At 42.0% G+C, this 20485-nt stretch carries 14 protein-coding genes; 6 read left to right on the plus strand and 8 right to left on the minus strand.

Features of this window, described 5'->3' with window-relative positions; translation table 11 throughout:
- Positions 1-75 precede the first annotated feature (75 nt).
- The gene (gene exeM, locus SFRI_RS19100) at positions 76-2688 is read right to left on the minus strand and encodes an extracellular exonuclease ExeM (RefSeq protein WP_011639133.1); all 2613 of its coding nucleotides are present in this window, start codon (positions 2686-2688) and stop codon (positions 76-78) included.
- Positions 2689-3159: 471 nt separating this feature from the next.
- Here exeM and SFRI_RS19105 point away from each other — a divergent pair, with 471 nt between their 5' ends.
- Positions 3160-4707, plus strand: coding sequence for a methyl-accepting chemotaxis protein (locus SFRI_RS19105; RefSeq protein WP_244262845.1), 1548 nt, complete (start codon positions 3160-3162; stop codon positions 4705-4707).
- Positions 4708-4839: 132 nt separating this feature from the next.
- Here the strand turns inward: SFRI_RS19105 and SFRI_RS19110 are convergent, their stop codons facing one another.
- Entirely contained in the window at positions 4840-6207 is a 1368-nt protein-coding gene (locus SFRI_RS19110) for a hypothetical protein (RefSeq protein ID WP_011639135.1), read from the minus strand.
- A gap of 197 nt (positions 6208-6404) precedes the next feature.
- Positions 6405-7784, minus strand: a complete 1380-nt coding sequence (gene pmbA / locus SFRI_RS19115; protein WP_011639136.1) for a metalloprotease PmbA — start codon at positions 7782-7784, stop codon at positions 6405-6407.
- A gap of 159 nt (positions 7785-7943) precedes the next feature.
- Here pmbA and yjgA point away from each other — a divergent pair, with 159 nt between their 5' ends.
- The 5 genes from yjgA to SFRI_RS19140 all read left to right on the plus strand — a co-directional run bounded on the left by yjgA (position 7944) and on the right by SFRI_RS19140 (position 13850).
- Positions 7944-8477, plus strand: coding sequence for a ribosome biogenesis factor YjgA (yjgA, locus tag SFRI_RS19120; RefSeq protein ID WP_011639137.1), 534 nt, complete (start codon positions 7944-7946; stop codon positions 8475-8477).
- 47 nt (positions 8478-8524) lie between these two features.
- A complete protein-coding gene (locus SFRI_RS19125; RefSeq protein WP_011639138.1) occupies positions 8525-11005 on the plus strand; it encodes an Ig-like domain-containing protein in 2481 nt (826 codons plus the stop codon).
- 308 nt (positions 11006-11313) lie between these two features.
- Positions 11314-11715, plus strand: coding sequence for a YajG family lipoprotein (locus SFRI_RS19130; protein WP_011639139.1), 402 nt, complete (start codon positions 11314-11316; stop codon positions 11713-11715).
- Between the two features lie 336 nt (positions 11716-12051).
- Positions 12052-12942, plus strand: a complete 891-nt coding sequence (locus SFRI_RS19135; protein ID WP_011639140.1) for a LysR family transcriptional regulator — start codon at positions 12052-12054, stop codon at positions 12940-12942.
- A gap of 395 nt (positions 12943-13337) precedes the next feature.
- Positions 13338-13850 (plus strand): tetratricopeptide repeat protein, encoded by a 513-nt coding sequence (locus SFRI_RS19140; RefSeq protein ID WP_011639141.1) that lies wholly within the window; start codon positions 13338-13340, stop codon positions 13848-13850.
- A gap of 182 nt (positions 13851-14032) precedes the next feature.
- Here the strand turns inward: SFRI_RS19140 and SFRI_RS19145 are convergent, their stop codons facing one another.
- The 5 genes from SFRI_RS19145 to tldD all read right to left on the minus strand — a co-directional run bounded on the left by SFRI_RS19145 (position 14033) and on the right by tldD (position 20404).
- A complete protein-coding gene (locus SFRI_RS19145) occupies positions 14033-15178 on the minus strand; it encodes an ABC transporter permease (protein WP_011639142.1) in 1146 nt (381 codons plus the stop codon).
- The gene (locus SFRI_RS19150; protein ID WP_011639143.1) at positions 15175-16347 is read right to left on the minus strand and encodes an ABC transporter permease; all 1173 of its coding nucleotides are present in this window, start codon (positions 16345-16347) and stop codon (positions 15175-15177) included. Before SFRI_RS19150 ends, SFRI_RS19145 begins: the two co-directional genes overlap by 4 nt.
- A 12-nt stretch (positions 16348-16359) precedes the next feature.
- Complete coding sequence (locus SFRI_RS19155; protein WP_011639144.1) at positions 16360-17349, minus strand: HlyD family secretion protein; 990 nt, start codon at positions 17347-17349, stop codon at positions 16360-16362.
- Positions 17339-18772, minus strand: a complete 1434-nt coding sequence (locus tag SFRI_RS19160; RefSeq protein ID WP_011639145.1) for a TolC family protein — start codon at positions 18770-18772, stop codon at positions 17339-17341. Before SFRI_RS19160 ends, SFRI_RS19155 begins: the two co-directional genes overlap by 11 nt.
- Positions 18773-18955: 183 nt before the next feature.
- On the minus strand, positions 18956-20404 hold the full coding sequence (tldD, locus tag SFRI_RS19165) for a metalloprotease TldD (RefSeq protein WP_011639146.1): 1449 nt from the start codon (positions 20402-20404) through the stop codon (positions 18956-18958).
- Positions 20405-20485: the final 81 nt, after the last annotated feature.

The raw sequence follows: 20485 nt of genomic DNA on the forward strand, positions 1-20485 counted from the left end.
CCTGCGTCACTTACATAAAAAAAGGATGACCCAATGGTCATCCTTTTTTATTAGTGCTTAAACAGTCAATAAAAATTAACTGCGACGGCGTAAGCCTAGCGCACCTAATAACATCAACGCAAAGTAGCCTAAGCTACCACCATCACTGTCTTGAACAGGCTCTGGTGTTGGTGTTACTGGCGTTACTGGCGCTGGATAGCTTAATGCAATAATCACTGGATCGTGGTCTGAAGCTGAGAATGGACTTTCAGTTTTAACCAGCTCTCCGGTGTACTTGCTACCATATTCAAACAGGTTAGATTCAACTGAGTTAATGTGCCAGTCGTCAATACCCACTAATTTAGCCGCTAAACTTTCATTGGCTAACGCATGGTCTAAATTACCTAATTCGCCGTTATAGCTATATGAGTAAGTATCTGCACCATGTGCTTGAGTGTTTAAGTTAATTAAACCATAACCTTTATCAATCACGCTGCCTTCACGCTCGTACACTTTACCGTTTAAGGTAGTCCACGATGCGGTGCGGATAACATGGTCAGTGGTTGAGGCATCATAATCAGTTAATACTGCAACCGGATCTTCTTTGCCATAGGCATTTAAATCACCAATAACCAGTACATCACCTTCAACATCTTTTAGTGACTCACCGAGTACTTTAGCTGCCGATACACGGAAAGAGTTACACTTTCCTTGTAAATCCGCTGGCTCACCGTTTTCGTTAAAGTCAGCCCAATCTTCAATACAACCTGAACCTTTCGATTTTAAGTGGTTAACCACAATCGTCAGTTTTTCATCATTAATGCTAAAGGTTTGCACCAAACTATGACGTTGGAACTTGTCATAACTTGGGTTTTGCTCAACAACGCCATCTTTCTCGCGGGTTTGAGCACCTTCTGCTGCATGTTGTTCTGGCGTCGCAATCACTTTTGCCGCACCGTCTAATGTAATACGGGCTGGGCGATATAACATGCCAACCGTAATCGCATCACTGCCGATAAATTTGTCTTCATACTTATCAGCATCTTCAATTTCAACAAAACGATACGCTTGATCATCAGTTAATTCTGCGTTCAATGCATCTACTAGGTTTTGAATAGCACTTAACTCGCCAAAGCCATTGTTAGCGATTTCCATTAAGCCAACAACATCAGCATTCATGGCTACAAGCGCATTCACAATTTTAGTACGCTGTAACACCATTTCTTCTTCTATTAATGCACCACGGTTGCTGCCTGATGGATTAGCATCACCGCCAACGACGTCATTGAAGAAGTTCAACACGTTAAAGCTCGCCACGCGAATGTCACCCATATCTGCCACTGTAGGCGCATCGGTACGATCATTTACACGGATAAAATCGCCAGCAGAAATAAGGTTAGTAGGTAAGATGCGGTATGCGTTGTAGCTATAACCAATAACGCCTTCAAGGTTAGTGAGTTGATCGCCAACACGAATGTAACCAGTTTCAGCGTTAAAATCTGGGAAGTAAGGCACTTCGCCATCTTTCGCTTTGAAATCAGATTCAACAAATAACTGGTTTACTGCGTTAGCTTTAGCCAGTGCAATAGAATCTGCAGAGTTTGGTTCAAATACTTGAGTAGGCTTCATTAATGGCGCTTTATGTGACAACACCATATTGTTACGACGTCCGTCATAATCGTAGCTAAAGGTACGGGTGATTTTCATCTCACTGCCCGCATCTAATACCACTTTCATGCCTTCAACACGCTCTAATGCTTGCGTTAGGGTTTCGCCATCTGCAACATAAAATGCACTGGCTACAGGCACTTCACCTAATGCACCAACTTCAAATTTTTGTTCGTCTTTAAGGTTAATCTGAGTCGAGCCGTAATACTCGTTTACTTTACCTTGCACACACACTTCAGTACCTGGCTGAATAGTGTCTGGAGCGGCTTCGTTCAAGAAGACAAAAATGCCGTCTGAAGTATAAGGTGAGTTGTCACCTTGCATGTCTTGAATAAAGAAACCTTTGTATAAACTGTCGCTTCTAGAAGTAACAATGCCTTTTACGGTCACTTCATTAGCCGACTCATAACTACCATCGGCAATTAATGGGCTTGAATCACCAGCGCCTTGAATGTCATAAATATTCGTTAGCGTTGCACCGTTACAAGTAAATGTACTTGGTTCTGGTGTAACAGCGGCGTCAAGCGAGCCCAAACCACTAAAGGTGTCTTTATCTAATGTGGCCCATTGGCTAGCATCATAAGTGGTGCTAGCGGTTAAGGAGTCTAATTTACGCTGAAATGTGGTGTCGAACCCCCAACCTGCTGGCGTTGGAATTTCACCAACAACATCAACCAACACACCGTCTTTTAATAGGCCGACAGCATCACCACCATTAAAGTACAAGTTACCAGTCATAGAGTCGGTTGAGGCTGGTAAGGTAATCGCTGCACTTGGGTGCAAAATGACTTTGACACTTTTTGCCGCAATAGTGTCAGTTAACTCCACCATATCAAGCGATGCCGAGTCACCGTCTTTATAACGTACTAATTTGTAGCCTGTTAAATCAATTGCAACGTCACTGTTGTTATACAGTTCAATCGCTTTGTTGTTTGAACTACCTTCAACGTATTCACTAATTAACACTTCTGCATTTGCCATTATCGGCAATGCTGCTGCAACTGCGAGTGAAACCGCCGTTAGTTTAGTCAGTCCTTTCATTTTTAAACCCCATATTTTGTAATATAAATGCTATTTTTTTGTAATATGCGGGGCGATTGTCCCAAAGTTTGTTTACAGAAAAAAGAACATTGATCACATTAATGAGGTAAACAAATTTGCTATCTGATTGATTACCAAGTAATTTTGTTTTAATTAGAAAACGGTAATAGATAAAGTTAAAAATACTTCAACTAAAACAATAGCTAGCACAAGAACAAGAGGCAGGGATTCAGATGTTAAAAAATATAAATTCTGTAACACTTATATACAAAAAACTATAAAATTAACGACATACGGTTTAATATTTTATCTCACGTCATAAAATAATATTGAACATTTAGGTTTTTTACCCGATCATTACATTAACATTGGTCATTTACACTGCTCGAATGTTAAGTACACCATGCATATAAACCAATAAATCACTTAAGATATGTGATTTATTGTCGATATTGATCATGACTCAATGTTATGTTGGTCACAGAAGAATATTATAAAGTTGACTATTTTAGTATCCAAATGCTAATTGCTCATCTAATATTTGAATTTATTGTCTTTACCGGTTTAGGTGCTCAAACCATGAAACAAGTTGATTTCAGAACTATCGATAAACTTTTCATCAAAATGTCCATTAATGATAAATTTTGGGCTATTTTCGGACTGTTCCTGATCATTTTATCAAGTGTATCGATTAGTAGTTACTTTAGTAAAATTGAAAATATTGAACAGCAATCGTTACATGTTTTAGAACAAAAAACCGCTGCTACTGTCCAAGCTCTTGAGGCGACAAGTCAGCTAGACCAAGCTTCAAACTTAGGTTTGCAAGTCTCAGGTCGTTCGCAAACCAGTTCACGCCAACAAGATACTATTACCGCCGTGTATGCATTAGATGGCCAATATTATACATTGAGCGAATCAGTTTCTGGACAAGAAGCCAATGCTAAACAAGCTGCATTAATGTCACTGCTAATGTCATTCTTATGGATAATACCTTTTGCAGTAGTGATTTACTGGACAGCAACTTTCCTTGGTGGTGCACTTTGGGTGTTATGGGATACCACGGAAAAAATTGCTAAAGGAGATTTAACTTCTCGTTTAGGTTTCCATCCTGGCCGTGATGAATTCGGTACCATTGGTTGTGCACTCGATAAAGCCATGGATACATTGACCGAGCTCGTTGTTGCAGTGAAAAAAAGTGCCGATACCTTGCAAACGACCTCCAGTTCATTTGCCAATGACGCAGTGCAAAGCGCGGAACAAATTGATTTACAATATGCTTCACTTGACTCAGTTGCTACAGCAATGGAAGAAATGACGGCATCAGCTGCCGAAGTATCTAATATCGCTCGAAATTCAACTCAACGCGTTGAGCAAGATTCTGAGTATACACGTCAGAGTTATGACCGAGCTAAGCGGGCGATTAATGAAATTAAGCAGTTATCGACCTACATTGAACAAACATCAAATTCGGTCAATACCCTAAAAATTAATGCGACTAATATTAATGAAGTGATCACCACCATTAATGCTATTTCAGATCAAACTAACTTACTGGCATTAAACGCAGCAATTGAAGCGGCACGTGCAGGTGAAATGGGCCGTGGTTTTGCGGTGGTTGCTGACGAAGTAAGAACCCTTGCGGGTCGTACACAAGCTGCGACGGTTGAAATTCATAAAATGATTGAATTACTGCAAAGTGAAACGCTCAATATTGACAGCATTACTCAAGATACCGTCAAACAAGCACAAACCAGTAGCGACCTAATCACTAATATTGGAACCGATATTAATGCCATTTCTGAATCAGCAAATTCAATTATGGACATGAGTTTCCAAATTTCTACATCGTCAGAAGAACAAAGTGCAGTGGCCAATGACATTGCAAAAGAGCTGACTGACATAAGACAGAAATCAAATATTATTAGAGGTTTATCGCAACAGTCTTCAAGTGGTGTTAAAGATCTTGCAAAAGCATCAGCAGATTTGGGTAAAATTCTTAGTCAATACCGTACTAATTAACCTTAGGTTAACTAACCTACTCGTTTGTATGTCCATTTGAATATATACGCTAAATGAAAGCCGATATCGATGATATCGGCTTTTTTATGCTTTATAAGCGGTGATTTAACTCACTATCAATTCAACTTAACATTACTGTAATGACGTCAGTCTATGACCTAGTGCACTAGTAGTGTCTGGAGTCAGCACAAAAGTATAATTACTGTCACCATCAAAGCTAATTGAATCAGACTGATAAACTAAGGTTTGCGTGCCATTATCGGCTTCGTAAACAATGTTAATTTCATAATCATCTTCGGGCAATGTCAGACTGAGTTTTTCCACAAAATCTAAATCAGTTAAGGTGTATTCGGCGGTTTCAATGGTTTCTGAAGCACGGACAAAATACACGGTTAAGTCATCATAATCATAAGCTAAATTCACCACATCGACTTTATATTCAAAAGCTCGAGGTCGTAAGTCTTGCTCGATCACCATACCTTTTACAGAACTGTCTTCTTGCTGATAAATCAGTAAAGACTTCACTTCATCTTGGTTAAACGTTACCAACAAGTTATCGAACAACTTAGCTTTACTTGTCGCATCTTTAGTGGTGATACCATAATCATTAAACGATGTTGATTGGTAAGCCGTTACTGTGAAGGGTGAAATCCCATACAAGTACTGTGTTTCTTGCTTACTGGCCACATCAACATCAATGCTTTGAGTTTCTAAACCATTAAACACCCGATAATCAGCTGTTGCCTCTAACGCGGCGTAAGTGACTGGAGTTGTGGTTGAGTCAATACTGTCGATAGTGACGTTAATATCACCCGCGCCAAAGCTATTACGAATAATCAATTTATAAGCCGTTTCGGAGGTTAAACTCATGCTACCTGTCGTGTAGAGCACATTTTTTGTACCTGTTTCGGTAAGATAGACAATATAATCATCTGTATCGAATATCTGTTCGCTCGTGTAACTACTGTATGGCACATTACCCAGCATCACCGCTTCGTCAATGGTTTGGGTATCGAGTGAAATATAGCTATCAAACGCACCTTCATCAGTGGCTACGTTAGCCACCAACACTTCCATTTTGCTGTAGTCATTATCATCGTCGGCATTTAACTCGTCCATTTCATCACGTGAATAGTTAATATCCAGTAGTTCGGGATCATGATAGTCACCATACAAAACATACAAATGGTTCGAGTCGCTCGCTAAATCAACGGTGTCGCTGTAAACGGTTACCGTTTCACTATCCTCATCTTGACCATAAATCTCCAGCTCTGTACTCCCCGTACTATAAGCATAGCGCGGCATTGCATCAGCAAAATCAACCGCTGTATATGAATAGTCATCCAGCACTAACGAAGTTGATGTGCTATTCGGTGATGCATTATAAAACTGCACATAAGCGACATCATCACTGCTTTCTTCACTGTCTGAGCCACACCCTAGTAACAAGGCTCCCATTGCAGACACCATCATCAATCGACTTATTTTTTTGTTAAACATATTTACTCCATTAACCATCTAGTTACATTTGCAAGAGTTATGACAACCCTTGCCTGTAAACGACTGTCAAGAAAGGTAAAGTAAAGATATAAAGCGTCAAGAGCCAAGTTGAAGTTAAAAAAAAGCCTCTTAATCAATTAGATAAGAGGCTTTAACTATTTGGTATTTAACCATAAATGCGTTTTTCAGCGAAAGGGTTAATTACCCGCGATTTTCATCTCGCTCAGTAAAATACCACCAGTGCGGATTGATGAACGTAAATCGCGATCTTTACCTACGCCTTGTATTCCCATAAACATGTCTTTTAAATTACCCGCGATAGTAATTTCTTCTACTGGATACAACACTTCACCATTTTCAACATAAAAACCTGCTGCGCCACGAGAATAATCACCAGTAACACCATTAACGCCCTGGCCCATAACTTCCGTAACAATTAAGCCGGTATTCATGGCTTTAACCAAGTCATCAAATGTTTGGTTTGAATGACTTAGGGTCCAGTTATAAATGCCACCAGCATGACCCGTGTTGGTCATCGATAATTTACGCGCCGAATAACTGGTTAATAAGTAAGTTTCTAGCTGGCCACGATCAATAATACGACGATCTTGGGTAGCGACACCTTCACTGTCGTAATTAGCACTGGCCAGAGCACCAATTAAATGCGGTTGTTCTTCAATACTAAACCAGTCTGGGAATATTTGAGTATTCAATGCTTCCATTAAGAAGCTCGACTTACGATAAATACTGCTGCCACTAATTGCGCCGATTAAATGCCCCATTAAGCCAGTGGCAATTTCTGGCGCAAACAACACTGGCATTTTTGCAGTCGCAATTTTACGGGCATCCAATCGACTTAAGGTTTTGTTTGCCGCTTGTAAACCTACCGCTTCAGGTGACAGTAAATCATGATATTTACGGGCAACGGTATAGTCATAGTCGCGCTGCATATTGCCATCAGACTCTTCGCCTATGACCACACAACTTAAACTGTAGCGAGAGCTGCAATAGCCGTTAAGAAACCCATGGCTATTACCATAAACTCTGGCGGCAGTATGGGCATTGGCACTCGCACCATCTGAATTACGGATACGGCTATCAACCGACAAACTGGCTTCTTCAGCACGAATAGCCAACTGAGCGAGCTCTTCTGCATCGATATCTTGTGGATGATATAACTCTAAGTCGCGAATATCTTGCGCCATCAAAGCGGGATCAGCCAAACCGCTGAAAGGATCTTCTGAAGTATATTTTGCAATACCATCAGCCGCTTTTACCGCTTGGCGAATCGCCTCTGGGCTTAAGTCTGAGGTTGATGAGCTGCCTTTGCGACCATCACGGTAAATGGTAATGCCTAACGCACCGTCTTTATTAAACTCAACGGTTTCAACTTCTTTTTCACGGGTTGAAACCGACAAACCTTGCTGCTTACTGATAGCCACTTCAGCGGCCGAAGTGCCTAACTCTTTCGCATATTCTAATGCGACAGATACAGCGTCTTTTAACGCCGATAATTCAGAATCAATTCTAGGTGTTGGTTCAGTTGCGCGAGGCGCTGAAGAAGGATGAGAAGCCACAAATTTACTCTTTGATTAGTCTAATTGACGCTAGCATATCAAATTCAATTGGCGATTGATAACCGCGCATTTATATCGCAGTTGATCATCAATAAATTCTGCATATTCTAGGCCAAATAAATGCTATCATTAACGCATATTGACTTGAGGTTTATGACTATGAAAATTGTTGGCGATTCTGAGCTATTTCAGCAGCCCTATGATAATGATGACAACTATGTCAGCAGAACAGGCGTTAAAAAAGAAAGTGAGGATGCTCAAGCACTTGGCATGCGTTTAGTGGCCCTGAGCAAAACTCAATTAGACAAAATGGGTTTAGATGAATTTCTATATGATGCGATTCTAAAAACAAAACTGATTAAACAAAAAACTGAAGCCTATCGCCGCCATTTACAATACATTGGTAAATTAATGCGTGGCTTTGAGCATGAGCCTATTGAAGCAGCACTGGATAAAGTGTTGAACAAAAACAATAATGAAGCTGCTCAAATACAGATTTTTGAAAAAATGCGTGAGCGTTTATTAGCTAATGGCGATGATGAGGTCCAAGTATTACTGGATTTGCATCCACAACTTGATCGTCAAAAAATGCGCCAACTGATCCGCCAAGCGAATAAAGAACTGGCTAAAGGCCCAGAGTCAAAATCGTCTAAAGAGTTATATAAGTATTTAAGATCTGAAATAAAAGACTAGGGTCCATCTCTAAAAATAGTCTGTTTAATAGAATAAGGATGTTGCTAATGCGGCTAAAAATGATGACTCGCACACTATTGTTATTATTAACTTCAGTGTTGTTATTTACAGGTTGTAACGGTGCCGCGGACGGCACCGATACTGACACATCGAATGATAGTTATAGTATTACCGTCAGCTATCAAAATGTCGTTAATGGCCAATGTGATACGAGTACTGACTCACTGATCTTTGATCTTGATAGTAGCTTCTGTGCCGTTGCACACCTTAAGTTAGGTAATGCCAACGTCAGTGGCGCACTCATTACTTTTAGTACCACCAATGCAGCAATAACGCCTACAACGGTGTTAACCTTGTCTTCTGGTCTTGCGACAACAGTTGTCACATCAAGCAGCACCGACGCCGGCACGCTTAGCGTGAGTTACTCTCCAAGTGATGCTGATGCAGTTAGTGCGACTCGCAATTATCAATTTAAAGAATATGACACCAATGTTCCTGTCGAAGCAATTAAATTAACCGCTTCTATAAGTGATGCAACCGGTCCGATTACTCGCTTTAATATTGATAAAACAGTTCAACTCAATGCCTTGCTTACTGACAGTAATAATCAAGCTATTGCTAACCAAATTGTGACATTCAATGCTGGTAGTGCTTCGTTAGCGCCAGCAACTGCACTAACAAAATCTTCAGGCATTGCTACGCTCAACTATACGCCGTCCGAGGCAGAGTTAGGTGCCAGTCTGTTAACCGTCACCACAGAATATCAAGGTAGTACTCTTACCAGCAGCAGCGCTTTTGAAGTGTTAGCGTCTGACGATATTGCTACGAATGGTAATGTTAAGATGGGCTCGTATAATGCTAATGGTGAGTTTGTTGAAAGTGAATTGGCGACAACGCTAGTCGCTACAACCGATGGCAGTTATAACATTAGCGCCGGTGGCACATTTGGGATTACAGCTACGTTAGTTACCGAAAACACCGATGGCACATTAACACGCTTGCAAAGTCCAACCAGCATCAGCTTTAGTTCTGACTGCTCTACCAATGACAACGCCACACTTGATTCACCTGTCACTAGCTTATCAGGCTCCGCTAGCTCAACTTTTTCAGATGTCAGTTGTAGTGGCAATAGTGAACGTAATGACACCATCATTGCGACAGCAACTGTTAATGGCAGTAGCTTAAACGCAAGTTTACCTTTTACCTTAGCCCGTCAAACGTTATCTAATGTGAGCTTTGTGTCAGCTGACCCAAGCCAAATCCGCATCAAAGGTTCAGGCGGCACCGGTTCAACTGAATCATCGTTAGTGACCTTCTTAGTGACTAGTGCAAATGGCCAACCAGCAGCACAACAAACGGTTAATTTTAGCTTAGACACCAGTGTGGGCGGTTTACAATTTGCTAATGGTAAAGTGACGGACAACAGTATTACCAATTCCCAGGGATTAGTCAGCGTGCGAGTGCAAGCTGGCACCATTCCTACCCCAGTAAGAGTGGTGGCATCAACCACTGACGCCGACACTAACCAAACCATTACCAGCCAATCAGAACAGCTGACCGTCAATACCGGTTTGCCACAACAGCTTGGTTTTAGTATTTCAAGATCAAATGGCAACCCTGAAGCGGGCGACTACAATGGTGAAGAAGTTACCATTACAGTGTATGCCTCTGATAGTTTTGCAAACCCTGCACCAGACGACACTACCATCAACTTTACCGCTGAAGGTGGTCAAATCCAACCATCATGTACCATTGCAAATGGCAGGTGTTCCGTCATTTGGACATCAGCATCACCACGAGTCAGTGACCATCGCGTAACAATTATGGCTTATGCGCTAGGGCACGAAACCTTCTTCGATATCAATGGCAACAATGTATTTGATGATGCTGATGGCGGCGTAGTTAACGGCTGTTTAAGTGGTACAACGTCAGTAGCATGTAGTGGTAATGGCATGGATGTAGAAACTTACCATGACGGTGGTTTTGTTGACTTGCCTGACGCCTTTAGAGATGACAACGAATCTCGCGTCCATGATTCAGGTGAACCTTACTTTAATATTCAAGCGAGTAACACATATCAATTAGCTGACGGTAAATTTAACGGCCCACAATGCCAAGGTACATTATGTGACAGCACGGCTATGAGCACTTATATCCGTAAAGCATTAGTATTAACAATGTCAGGCTCTGATGCTAATTTCGTGGTTAGCCAAGATGGCAGCTTGATTAATAATTACGACACTGATGTTCAGCCTATTACACTAGATGCAACGGCAAAGTTTGATGTGGTACTCACTGATAGCGCCAATCAGATATTGCCTTCAGGTACAATTTTAACGGTTACTAGCACCGAAGGTGAATTGCAGTTCACTGGTTATACCGTACCTAACAAGAGTTCAGCAGGAGGAACATCAACCTCATTTACCTTGAAAAATAATGGTACACCCGGCACAAGCCAAGTCACACTGACAGCAACTACGCCTAAAGGTGTGGTCACTGAATTGATATTTTATGTGACCTTGTCATAAGCTCAATATTCTCACGTCCCATAATATTTACCGATCATTAATGCCTGCTACTTAAGCAGGCTTTTTTATACTTGGCATTAACAAATATGTTGATACAATAAGACATGCTATACGGTATTAGATCGATACTTTGTTGAAATTAAGAACTATTTTTCTAACTGACTTTATGTTCAGCTAACAAATTGTTCAGCGAGTAAATAGCGCACAACACCTCTCGTTTCGATACCATCAATAGCATCTGTAAACAGGGCTAGTTTACTACTCCGAGGGACCGATTTACGACTCTCGACGCATACTAAGGAATACTAATGCGCAAAATTTCTCTACTTCTTACCATTACAGCAGGCGTACTACTCACCGCTTGTGCAGCTAAACCACCCATTGTGGCTCAAAACAAAACGGTTGTCGTCAATGACCAAACTTTCGTACTTGGTGGCTCGTATGATAAAGCAAAAAATAAACTGCTATTGACCGCTAATGGTGACCCGATCATGCAGGGTCGATTCCCGCCAATGACGCCTACTCAAAATCTTAATGCAAACTTTAAAGATATGAAATTTAAAGGTGATTGTTACTTTGGTTCGGTACTAGGAGATCAAGGTGGAAGCTTTGGTATTGTTGCTAGCATTGTTCAATCGGCAAAATCGAGCACTGCAGATAAATGCGACATCTTTATCGATGGCACTAAGCAAGAAACACTGTACTTCTAATTAGACATATTAATTAAGCGCTAGCCCTGCTTACCCACCTATCTATTAATCTATTTCGTTATTTCAGCAGAGATAACGTAAAGTCAGTTAGCACCAAGTTGGTGCGAACAAGGTACATTCAGCACCAGAGCAACTCAATCAATTTTTATACAACTAGTTAAACCTATGTTTATAAGAGACTTTAACTACTGGTCTAATCCTTGCTTTCTCTTCAAGAATAACCCTAGTCTCACTAAACGATTACTCAGTAGTCGACCCGCACACATTACAGATGTCATCACAATTGATTATCATCAAGGGGAAGTGAGTTGATAAACTGTCCTTGTTGAGAATTGAATGATCCCTTTACACACCTCCATGCGCGGCCTACGTTGTTTTTGCGTCGCTGCTGAATGCTTAAGTTTTAAAGAAACCGCTAAAAGACTGTATCTAACCCCTTCGGCGGTAAGTCATCAGATTAAACAGTTAGAAGAATCTCTAAACCAGAGCTTGTTTATTCGTCAAACCCGCGCGGTGACATTGACCGAAGTTGGCGCACGCTTTTACCAGGCCATCGAGCCGGTAATGCAGCAATTAGTCAACACAGTCAGTGAATTTAACCAATCAGACAGAATGCTCGAAGTCAGTATTTCAATGCCAGAATTCTTTGCCAGTGAACTGTTTATGCCTAAACTCATTGGTTGGTCATCTAAATATCCCAACATCAATCTTAAGCTCGAAACCATTAAGTCGCGCAGCGATATGATAAAGCATACTGATGCATCAATTATGCTCTCTGGTAAGCAACAAACTAATGCTGATGTGTATGATTTATTCCCAATCACTTATATCCCTGCGTGTAATGCACAACTTCATGCTGAATTATCTTCACAAGGTTTTAAAGCATTAACTCAGGTGCCATTAATATTGCATAAAGCTCGACCATACGCTTGGCATCAATGGGCCGAAAATGTTGGCTTTGATGCATTTCAGCCTAAGCAGATAATTCAACTAGACAGTATGTTCAGTGTCGCCCGCGCTGCAGAACAAGGATTAGGTATTGCTCTCATTCCATTACCCATCAGCCAAGCATGGTTCGATAACGGCACCCTTCTGTCATTATTTCCTCATCCACTTTTTAGCCATGATCGCTATTACCTCATCCGTCATACTAATGAACAGCAGCGGCCAGAAGTGCAATTGCTGATCGATTGGATCCTCAAAAGTTTCCATGATGAAAGTCATTAGGTATCAAACTTCAAGGTAGACTTTGTAGCAAAGATTTGACAAAGCGGGGGAGCTGATTAGATGAACTTAACTGTTATTTAAACAATTTCTCTCAAACCATGTCGTTCTTAATATCCATTACCTAGATCGACAGGACGTAGAGCATGTCGCAACATCGTGAGCGACTGAGTAATGATAAGGAAACAAACGCCGTAGGTGCATCCATGTAGACTTAAGTAAAACTGTAATGACTACTATATCTGCTGATTCACAATTTAAACCAATTAATTACCTCATCATTATAAGTGAATTTTTTTAACCCATTAATGCGTTTTTTATCGTTTGTCGACGCTAGTCGTTTTGACTAAAGTTCACCTGTAGCGCGGCGCTACACAAACGTTTAAAGGAGCGACATCATGAAAAAAAGCATCGTTAATGGCCTAATTTGTGCCACATTAGTACTGACAGCATCAGCAAGTGTAATGGCTGACGAGCAAGGTCAACATATCAAGAGTAATGCCTACAAAATGGTATTAGTGGAAGATGTGCCTGGTGTTAATGCATTGCAATCAGGTGATGTCGAAGCTGGCTTAACCGCTACTTTATCTGCAAGTAAGTTCGCCGTGGATGACTATTCTCGTAACGTGAACTTGTGTGCTGGATATGTGCAACTAGCGGATATGGAAAAAGCCCAAAAAGCCTGTAGCGCAGCCGTGAAAAGTGCTCGTACCCAAGTGGCGATCCCATCTATGACGGTTCGGGCTTATGCCTATAATAATCGTGGTGTAATGAAGTTAATGAATAATGATAATTTAGGCGCATTAGCCGATTTTAAATATGCAGCAAAAGTCGATCACAGCGATATATACCAGCATAACGTTGAACGTTTAGAGGCCGCTTTAAACAGTACTCAAAACGGGATGATGTAATTGGATCCAGACCAAAAAAAACGTCATGGTTACCCTTTCTCAGTCAGCAATAAATCTCATAAAACAAGTGAAATAGACAGGCCTATTGAGATGATAGCTGTCTATTTTTTGTTTACTCAGTGACAAATCTAACGATAAGGCTATTTCGATATGATAGAACCAGCCTAGCGTCTATAGGTATTTTATGATGCAATGCTAACGCTTTTCTGTTTACGCGAAATGGCGACTATGGCCATGGTGACGAATACCGCAAACAAGCCCCACAATTGTAACCATTTAGGCATTATCGCCGACCAACCAGCTCCTAATTGATTTAACTCGAGCATCCCCATAATTGCTGGAACGGCAGGAATAACTTGAGATGCTAATACCAATGGTTCTGGAATTAATGCAATCGGCCACACAAAACCTGACACAAATAAAATTGGCATAGACACCAGTAAATACAATTGGGTAGGTAATTCCCGACGATTAAATAAACTACTGAGATAAATACCTAGCGATCCTGTGGCTAATAAAAAGGGCAACATAAATAATCCGACCTCAACCACTGTAGCTACCACGCTCACTTTGTACCAATAGAAACAAAAGCCTAAATAAAAACTACTAAATAGCACGTAAATCATCATAAACACACTTAACCGTGCAAGCACTAAGGTGACTGGACGTACTTGCTGCCAATAACCGGGTTTGCGCCATTGGCCTGCGCCCAAAATACCGGTGCCAATTAATAACGTTTGATGCAGAATTAATAAAAATAATCCCGGCACCACATATGGTGTGTAGCCTAAACTGGGGTTAAACGCTGGAATTGAATTAATATTGACAGAATTAACCGCTTGCTGGGCAAGTTGGGGATTTTGACCGCGAGCCAACAAACCAATTAACTGCACTTGTTTACTGGCATCGATGCCTGCTGACACTAAGCCTTCAGCTACAGCAGAATAAATCAGAAAGTAACTCGCATCGCCGCCATAACTTAATGTTGCGCCCTTACCTAGCAATAAATCACGTCTAAAGTTAGCCGGAATAACCAATAACCCATGTGCTTTACCTTGATCGATCCACGTTTGTGCTTGATCAATACTGTTTACATTAGCGAGTATTTTTATCTTAGCACTGGCATCTGCGTGGCGAGTCACCAGCCTACTGAGTGACGAATTATCGTGATCAACCACCACGACCTTTTGCTCTGTCGGCACCTGATACAAATACGGTAACGGATACAGAACTGAGTAAAATAGCACCCCACCAAATAACGTCACCACAATCGCTTTGTCGGCTAATATGGCTTTACATTCTGCTACGATTAATTGCCAGAAGTTCATCGGTTGACCTCCAGGTTAACCGGGTGACTAACTTGACCCTGTGGCGGTATTTTCTGCGCCTGACGCCCCAACACATAAAGCAAAGGCAATAACAGTAAAAAGCCCCAATAAGAGCTGATTTGGGTTAATACTTGCGGCAAGCCAACACCATAGCTGACGACGCTGACATGGGAGTCGATATAGTGACTCGATGGCATCACCAACCGCCACCATTTAGCCAATATGGGCATATCGTTTACCGGGAAGGTTATCCCCATAAACGCAAATGCTGGAGCAAATAATGCGGTACAGAAACTGACCGTGCGGGCACTGTCACGCATAATCATAAAAATAACCAACACTAACAACCACAATGCCATGAGCATGAATGCCTGTGCCAAAAGCAATAACCATAATGAACCCGACACGGGCAAAGCTAAATAGTGGTATAACCACACTAAAATAAAGCCACTATGAACGAGCATTATCGGACTATAAAATAACACTTTAACCCACACTTTTGGCCAAATGTTTCGGGCTACATAATAGCGTTCACCTTGAGGAATAAGCTCAGCATTAACACTATTAACAAAAACCAACATCGACAGTAATTGCCATAATGCAATCAATATCGGCGGGACTAAAAAACCAACATAGTTATTATTTCGGTTAAATAACGCCGTCGTTTGGTTACTAATAGGCGTTAAGCTCACATCAACGGTGGCTTTTTTTGCGCCTTTAAGTAATAGGCTCACCTCGCCAATTTGCGTTAACCCCTCTGCAAGGCTGAGTTGTAGCTGGCTGGATAATAACTTTCCCACTAACAAAAATTGGCTGTTATAGCGAATATCAATAGTGGGTTGTTTTGATGTGAGTAAATCTTTTCTGAGCTGGTAAGGTAAAATAACTAGCCCGTATACTTGCGCTTGACGCATAGCTTCAATCGCCGCGGCTTCATTGGCAAATGAGCGGGGGGCAATCACGGCATTAGCCGATAATTGCCTTGTTAGCATGCGGCTAATTTGACTGTTATCTAAATCAACTACGGCAACGGGGAGCTGCCTTGGCAAGCCCGCACTGAATAACCACCACAGTGCGAGCACGCCAATTAGCGGAATATAGCTAACCAAAGCCAGTTGCCATGGCGAATGCCACAACGCTTTACATTCACGCCTGAATAAATGCCTCATCAGCAAGCCTTATTAATGTTCGGCAAGCTTATCGGCACGAAACAACACCGACATACCAACTCGTAAATCGACAATCTTTTGCTTAGGTGTCAGTTCAACTTCGAAGGTACGCATATCAAAGTCGTGGCCGCTCTCGGTCGAGCGCCAAGTAGCAAAGTTACCCATGACACTCACGTGTGACACGGTAAATTCGACTTGCTGCTGTAATGCTGGAATATCTAACATGACGGTTTGATCTTGCTTAAATTGCAACAATTGATCTTCTCGAACTTGCAACACAGCCCACGCATCACTCATATCAATAATGCTCACCACCGGAAAACCACTCGGCGCAAGCTCACCAGCTTGTAATAATACTTCACTCACCTCAGCTTTTTTAGGTGAGCGCATTTGGCTGTCGGCTAAAATGGCATTCACCTCGTTAACCGCGCCTTCTGCCATACGAGTTTTACCTGCTGCTGCGGCTTTAGTTTCAACCCGGGCGCCTTCATTAGTCATTTGATACATAGCATAAGCTGCTTGCTCGTTATATTTAGCGGCTTGCCATTGGGTATAAGCTTCATCGCGCTTTTGCCGTGCAACAACACCTTCATCAAATAAGTTTTCAATTCGTTGATACGTTTTTAGGCCAAGTTCGGTCGCAGCTTTCGCTTTTAACCATTGCTCTTTAGCCGCGGTAACTTGTTGCTGCCTTGCACCGTTATTAGCTTGTTGTTGCATAGCGGTTGCAGCTTCAAGACCGCCTTGAGCCTGTAGTAGCTTGGCATCTAATTCTGGGCTGCTGATAGCAAACAAAATATCATCCACATCGACTTGATCGCCTTTGCGAACTAAAACTTGCTCAACTCGCCCCGGAACTTTAGACGAGATATTATATTCACGAGCTTCGATTTGCCCTTGTAACACTGTCGGTTGAGGCGTAAAAGCCAGCTTTACGCCGTATCCTAACAATAATATAAGCAGCACGAATGCGACCACCGCGATGATCTTGTTAGCCCGCATTAGCAGCCCCTTGAAATTGAGTTCGGTTAATAAATTCTTCTACTTGACCACTAATGGCCATCACTTTGGCGTAGGCTTGCATATAACGATATTTAGCGCCTAACTGCTGAGTTTTAACCGCAGTTAAGCTTAACTCAGCATCGATTCTATCAATTGAAGTGGATAAGCCTTGGTTAAAGGACAACTCTCGCAAACGTAAATTCTCGGTCGCTAATGCTAATGACACATCCAGCGCATCCGCTTCTTCTTTAGCTTGCAGCATCTGCCGATAACTCTGATCAATCAGCAAACTTAAATCTTGTTTGGTTTGTGCTTTGGTATAACGCGCTTGCAGCAAAGCACTTTTCGCCGCTTGCACTTTTCCACTGCGACCATCACGGCTAATCAGCGGTATGCTCATCCCAACTCCCACCATCCAGTCGGGCTCCACTTGGGAAAATAAACTGTCATCTTCATACAAGGTGTAGTTACCGTATAAATACACCGTGGGATAATAACTACCCTTTTCTAAGTCGACTAAACCATTGGCTTGGGCTTCTTTAGCTTCGAGTAATTTTAATGCCGGATGCTGAGTTAATGTCAGCTGACTAAGATAGGGCAATGAAGGTTGTTGTTCGAGTAAAAACAGTGCCGAAATAGGCTCGACCGACGGTATGTGTAACATCCTTGCTAAAGCTATTTCGGTCATTTCGTATTGACGCTTGGTTTTACCCCAGTTTACTTTGGCATTTTCTAACGCGACTTGGGCATTTAAGCGTTCAACTTTGGCGATTTGCCCTTGTTGCTCTAATTTTTGCGCATGACTCACATGTAAGGTTAACGAGTCCACCAGCTGCTTTTGGGTATCTACTAAGGTTTTGGTCACCGACACTGCGTAGTAGCGATCAACTAACTGAAGAAATAACTCACGCCGAGCGAGGGCAAACTCTTGTTCTCTCTCTGAAACTTGGGCTGCATGTATTCCTTGGGCTGCGGTAATTTTACCGCCGGTATAAATGGGCCACATGGCTTGCAAACTGGCACGAAACACATCTTGTTCGGTAAAAGGAGTGACAAAAAGAGAGCCTGGAATTTCAGCTAATGCACTACTAAGAGCTGCTGGTAATGTACTTGTGTCGAGAGTCGCTAATGGATTCAAGTCACGTAAATCAAGTTCGATAGGTTTTTCGAGGCGAGTATAGCTGCCAGCAATATTAAGTGACGGGTAATTTAACGCATCACCTGCATCTTCTTCCGCTTTGGCACGGTTGACTAGCTGAGCTTTAGCTTGAAGCTGATCACTCACTTGCGCCAATTGCTGCCAAGCATGACTAAAGGTAACGGGTTCTGCAAAAACACTAAGATGAACAAATAAAACACTGAAGCACAGAGTAAGGCTCACTCGTCTGCGACAATATGTACTGATATGACGTTGTGCAACCATAAACACCTCTAGAGCTAATACTCTAATTCTTGATAGATGATAACGTAGTTCCGTTATTATCACAGCCACTAGATCATAAAGTGAATATTCATTTACTCACACAAGAGAGTGATCACAGTTTAGATAGCAACAACTCACTGAGTATAGATATTCAGTGAGTTGCCAACGCATTGAAGATTAGTATTAAGCAGTGCCGCCAACCGTTAGACGATCAATTTTTAGAGTAGGCTGACCAACGCCAACAGGCACGCTTTGCCCGTCTTTACCGCACACGCCAACGCCTTTATCTAAGGCCAAGTCATTACCGACCATTGAAATGAGTCCCATGGCTTCGGGGCCATTGCCAATTAAGGTCGCGCCTTTAATCGCCTGAGTCACTTCACCGTCTTCAATCAAATAGGCTTCGGAAGCTGAGAACACAAACTTACCAGAGGTAATATCGACTTGTCCGCCACCAAAGTTAGGTGCGTAGATACCTTTTTTAACTGACTTAATAATGTCAGCTGGGTTTGACTCACCAGCATTCATATAAGTATTGGTCATACGCGGCATAGGTAAATGTGCATAAGATTCGCGGCGTCCGTTGCCTGTAGGTTCTTGCCCCATTAAGCGGGCATTTAACTTATCTTGCATGTAACCTTTTAAAATACCGTTCTCAATTAAGGTAGTTTTTTGACTTGGCACGCCTTCATCATCGATGCTTAATGAACCGCGACGATTTTCCAGGGTACCGTCATCCACGATGGTCACTAAAGTCGACGCCACTTGCTGGCCCATTTTACCGCTAAATGCACTGCTGCCTTTACGGTTAAAGTCACCTTCTAAACCATGGCCAACAGCTTCATGCAGTAAAACACCAGGCCAACCATTACCTAACACCACGGTCATTTCACCGGCGGGTGCATCAATAGCATTGACATTAACTTGTGCTTGGCGCACTGCTTCGCGGGCAAACTCAAAACTCTGCGGTAAGCCAGCGTCATCGGTGGCTAAAAAAGCGCTGTAATCGTGACGACCGCCACCACCAGCACTACCACGTTCGCGCTTACCTTTGTCTTCTAAGATAACACTACAGTTAAAGCGCACTAATGGACGAATATCAGCCGCTAATGTTCCGTCACTGGCGGCAATCAATATTTCTTCATGTACGCCAGATAAACTCACGACTACCTGAATAATACGGCTGTCGAGGCTACGAATATAAGCATCAGCTTGCTTTAACAAATCGATTTTCTTTACTTCGTCCATAGCAGCAATGGGATCGGCACTGTCATACAATTTATGGGCTGTTTGGCGCTTAAAAGCTTGTACTTTATGTTGCTCACCAGCACTGGCGATACCGCGAGCCGCTTTTGCTGCTGCATCTAAAGCTGCTGGGGTAATTTCGTCAGCATAAGCAAAACCAGTTTTTTCACCGGTAATGGCACGCACACCGACTCCGCGCTCAATATGAAAGCTGCCTTCTTTTACAATGCCATCTTCTAATACCCAAGACTCATGGCGACAAGCTTGGAAATACAGGTCTGAAAAATCGATATTGTGTTGATGAATGGTATTTAAGTAACCTTGCAGTCCATCTAAGGTTAATCCATCTTGCAATAAACTCTGCTCTACTTGGGTTAAAAATGGCATTAAAACTCTCTTTTTTAATTGGTAACGCGTACTGCGAATTTAGTTTCTGTCAGGCTCGTTCAGTGTTATTTCAACCAGTAT

The organism is Shewanella frigidimarina NCIMB 400 (genome assembly GCF_000014705.1).
In the GTDB taxonomy this organism is placed as follows: domain Bacteria; phylum Pseudomonadota; class Gammaproteobacteria; order Enterobacterales; family Shewanellaceae; genus Shewanella; species Shewanella frigidimarina.

Bases quoted from the DNA above. Each gene is read 5' to 3' on its own strand.
- exeM (WP_011639133.1), bottom strand. From the start codon at position 2,688: ATGAAAGGACTGACTAAACTAACGGCGGTTTCACTCGCAGTTGCAGCA.
- SFRI_RS19105 (WP_244262845.1), top strand. From the start codon at position 3,160: ATGTTGGTCACAGAAGAATATTATAAAGTTGACTATTTTAGTATCCAA.
- SFRI_RS19110 (WP_011639135.1), bottom strand. From the start codon at position 6,207: ATGTTTAACAAAAAAATAAGTCGATTGATGATGGTGTCTGCAATGGGA.
- yjgA (WP_011639137.1), top strand. From the start codon at position 7,944: ATGAAAATTGTTGGCGATTCTGAGCTATTTCAGCAGCCCTATGATAAT.
- SFRI_RS19125 (WP_011639138.1), top strand. From the start codon at position 8,525: ATGCGGCTAAAAATGATGACTCGCACACTATTGTTATTATTAACTTCA.
- SFRI_RS19130 (WP_011639139.1), top strand. From the start codon at position 11,314: ATGCGCAAAATTTCTCTACTTCTTACCATTACAGCAGGCGTACTACTC.
- SFRI_RS19135 (WP_011639140.1), top strand. From the start codon at position 12,052: ATGATCCCTTTACACACCTCCATGCGCGGCCTACGTTGTTTTTGCGTC.
- SFRI_RS19140 (WP_011639141.1), top strand. From the start codon at position 13,338: ATGAAAAAAAGCATCGTTAATGGCCTAATTTGTGCCACATTAGTACTG.
- SFRI_RS19145 (WP_011639142.1), bottom strand. From the start codon at position 15,178: ATGAACTTCTGGCAATTAATCGTAGCAGAATGTAAAGCCATATTAGCC.
- SFRI_RS19150 (WP_011639143.1), bottom strand. From the start codon at position 16,347: ATGAGGCATTTATTCAGGCGTGAATGTAAAGCGTTGTGGCATTCGCCA.
- SFRI_RS19155 (WP_011639144.1), bottom strand. From the start codon at position 17,349: ATGCGGGCTAACAAGATCATCGCGGTGGTCGCATTCGTGCTGCTTATA.
- SFRI_RS19160 (WP_011639145.1), bottom strand. From the start codon at position 18,772: ATGGTTGCACAACGTCATATCAGTACATATTGTCGCAGACGAGTGAGC.
- tldD (WP_011639146.1), bottom strand. From the start codon at position 20,404: ATGCCATTTTTAACCCAAGTAGAGCAGAGTTTATTGCAAGATGGATTA.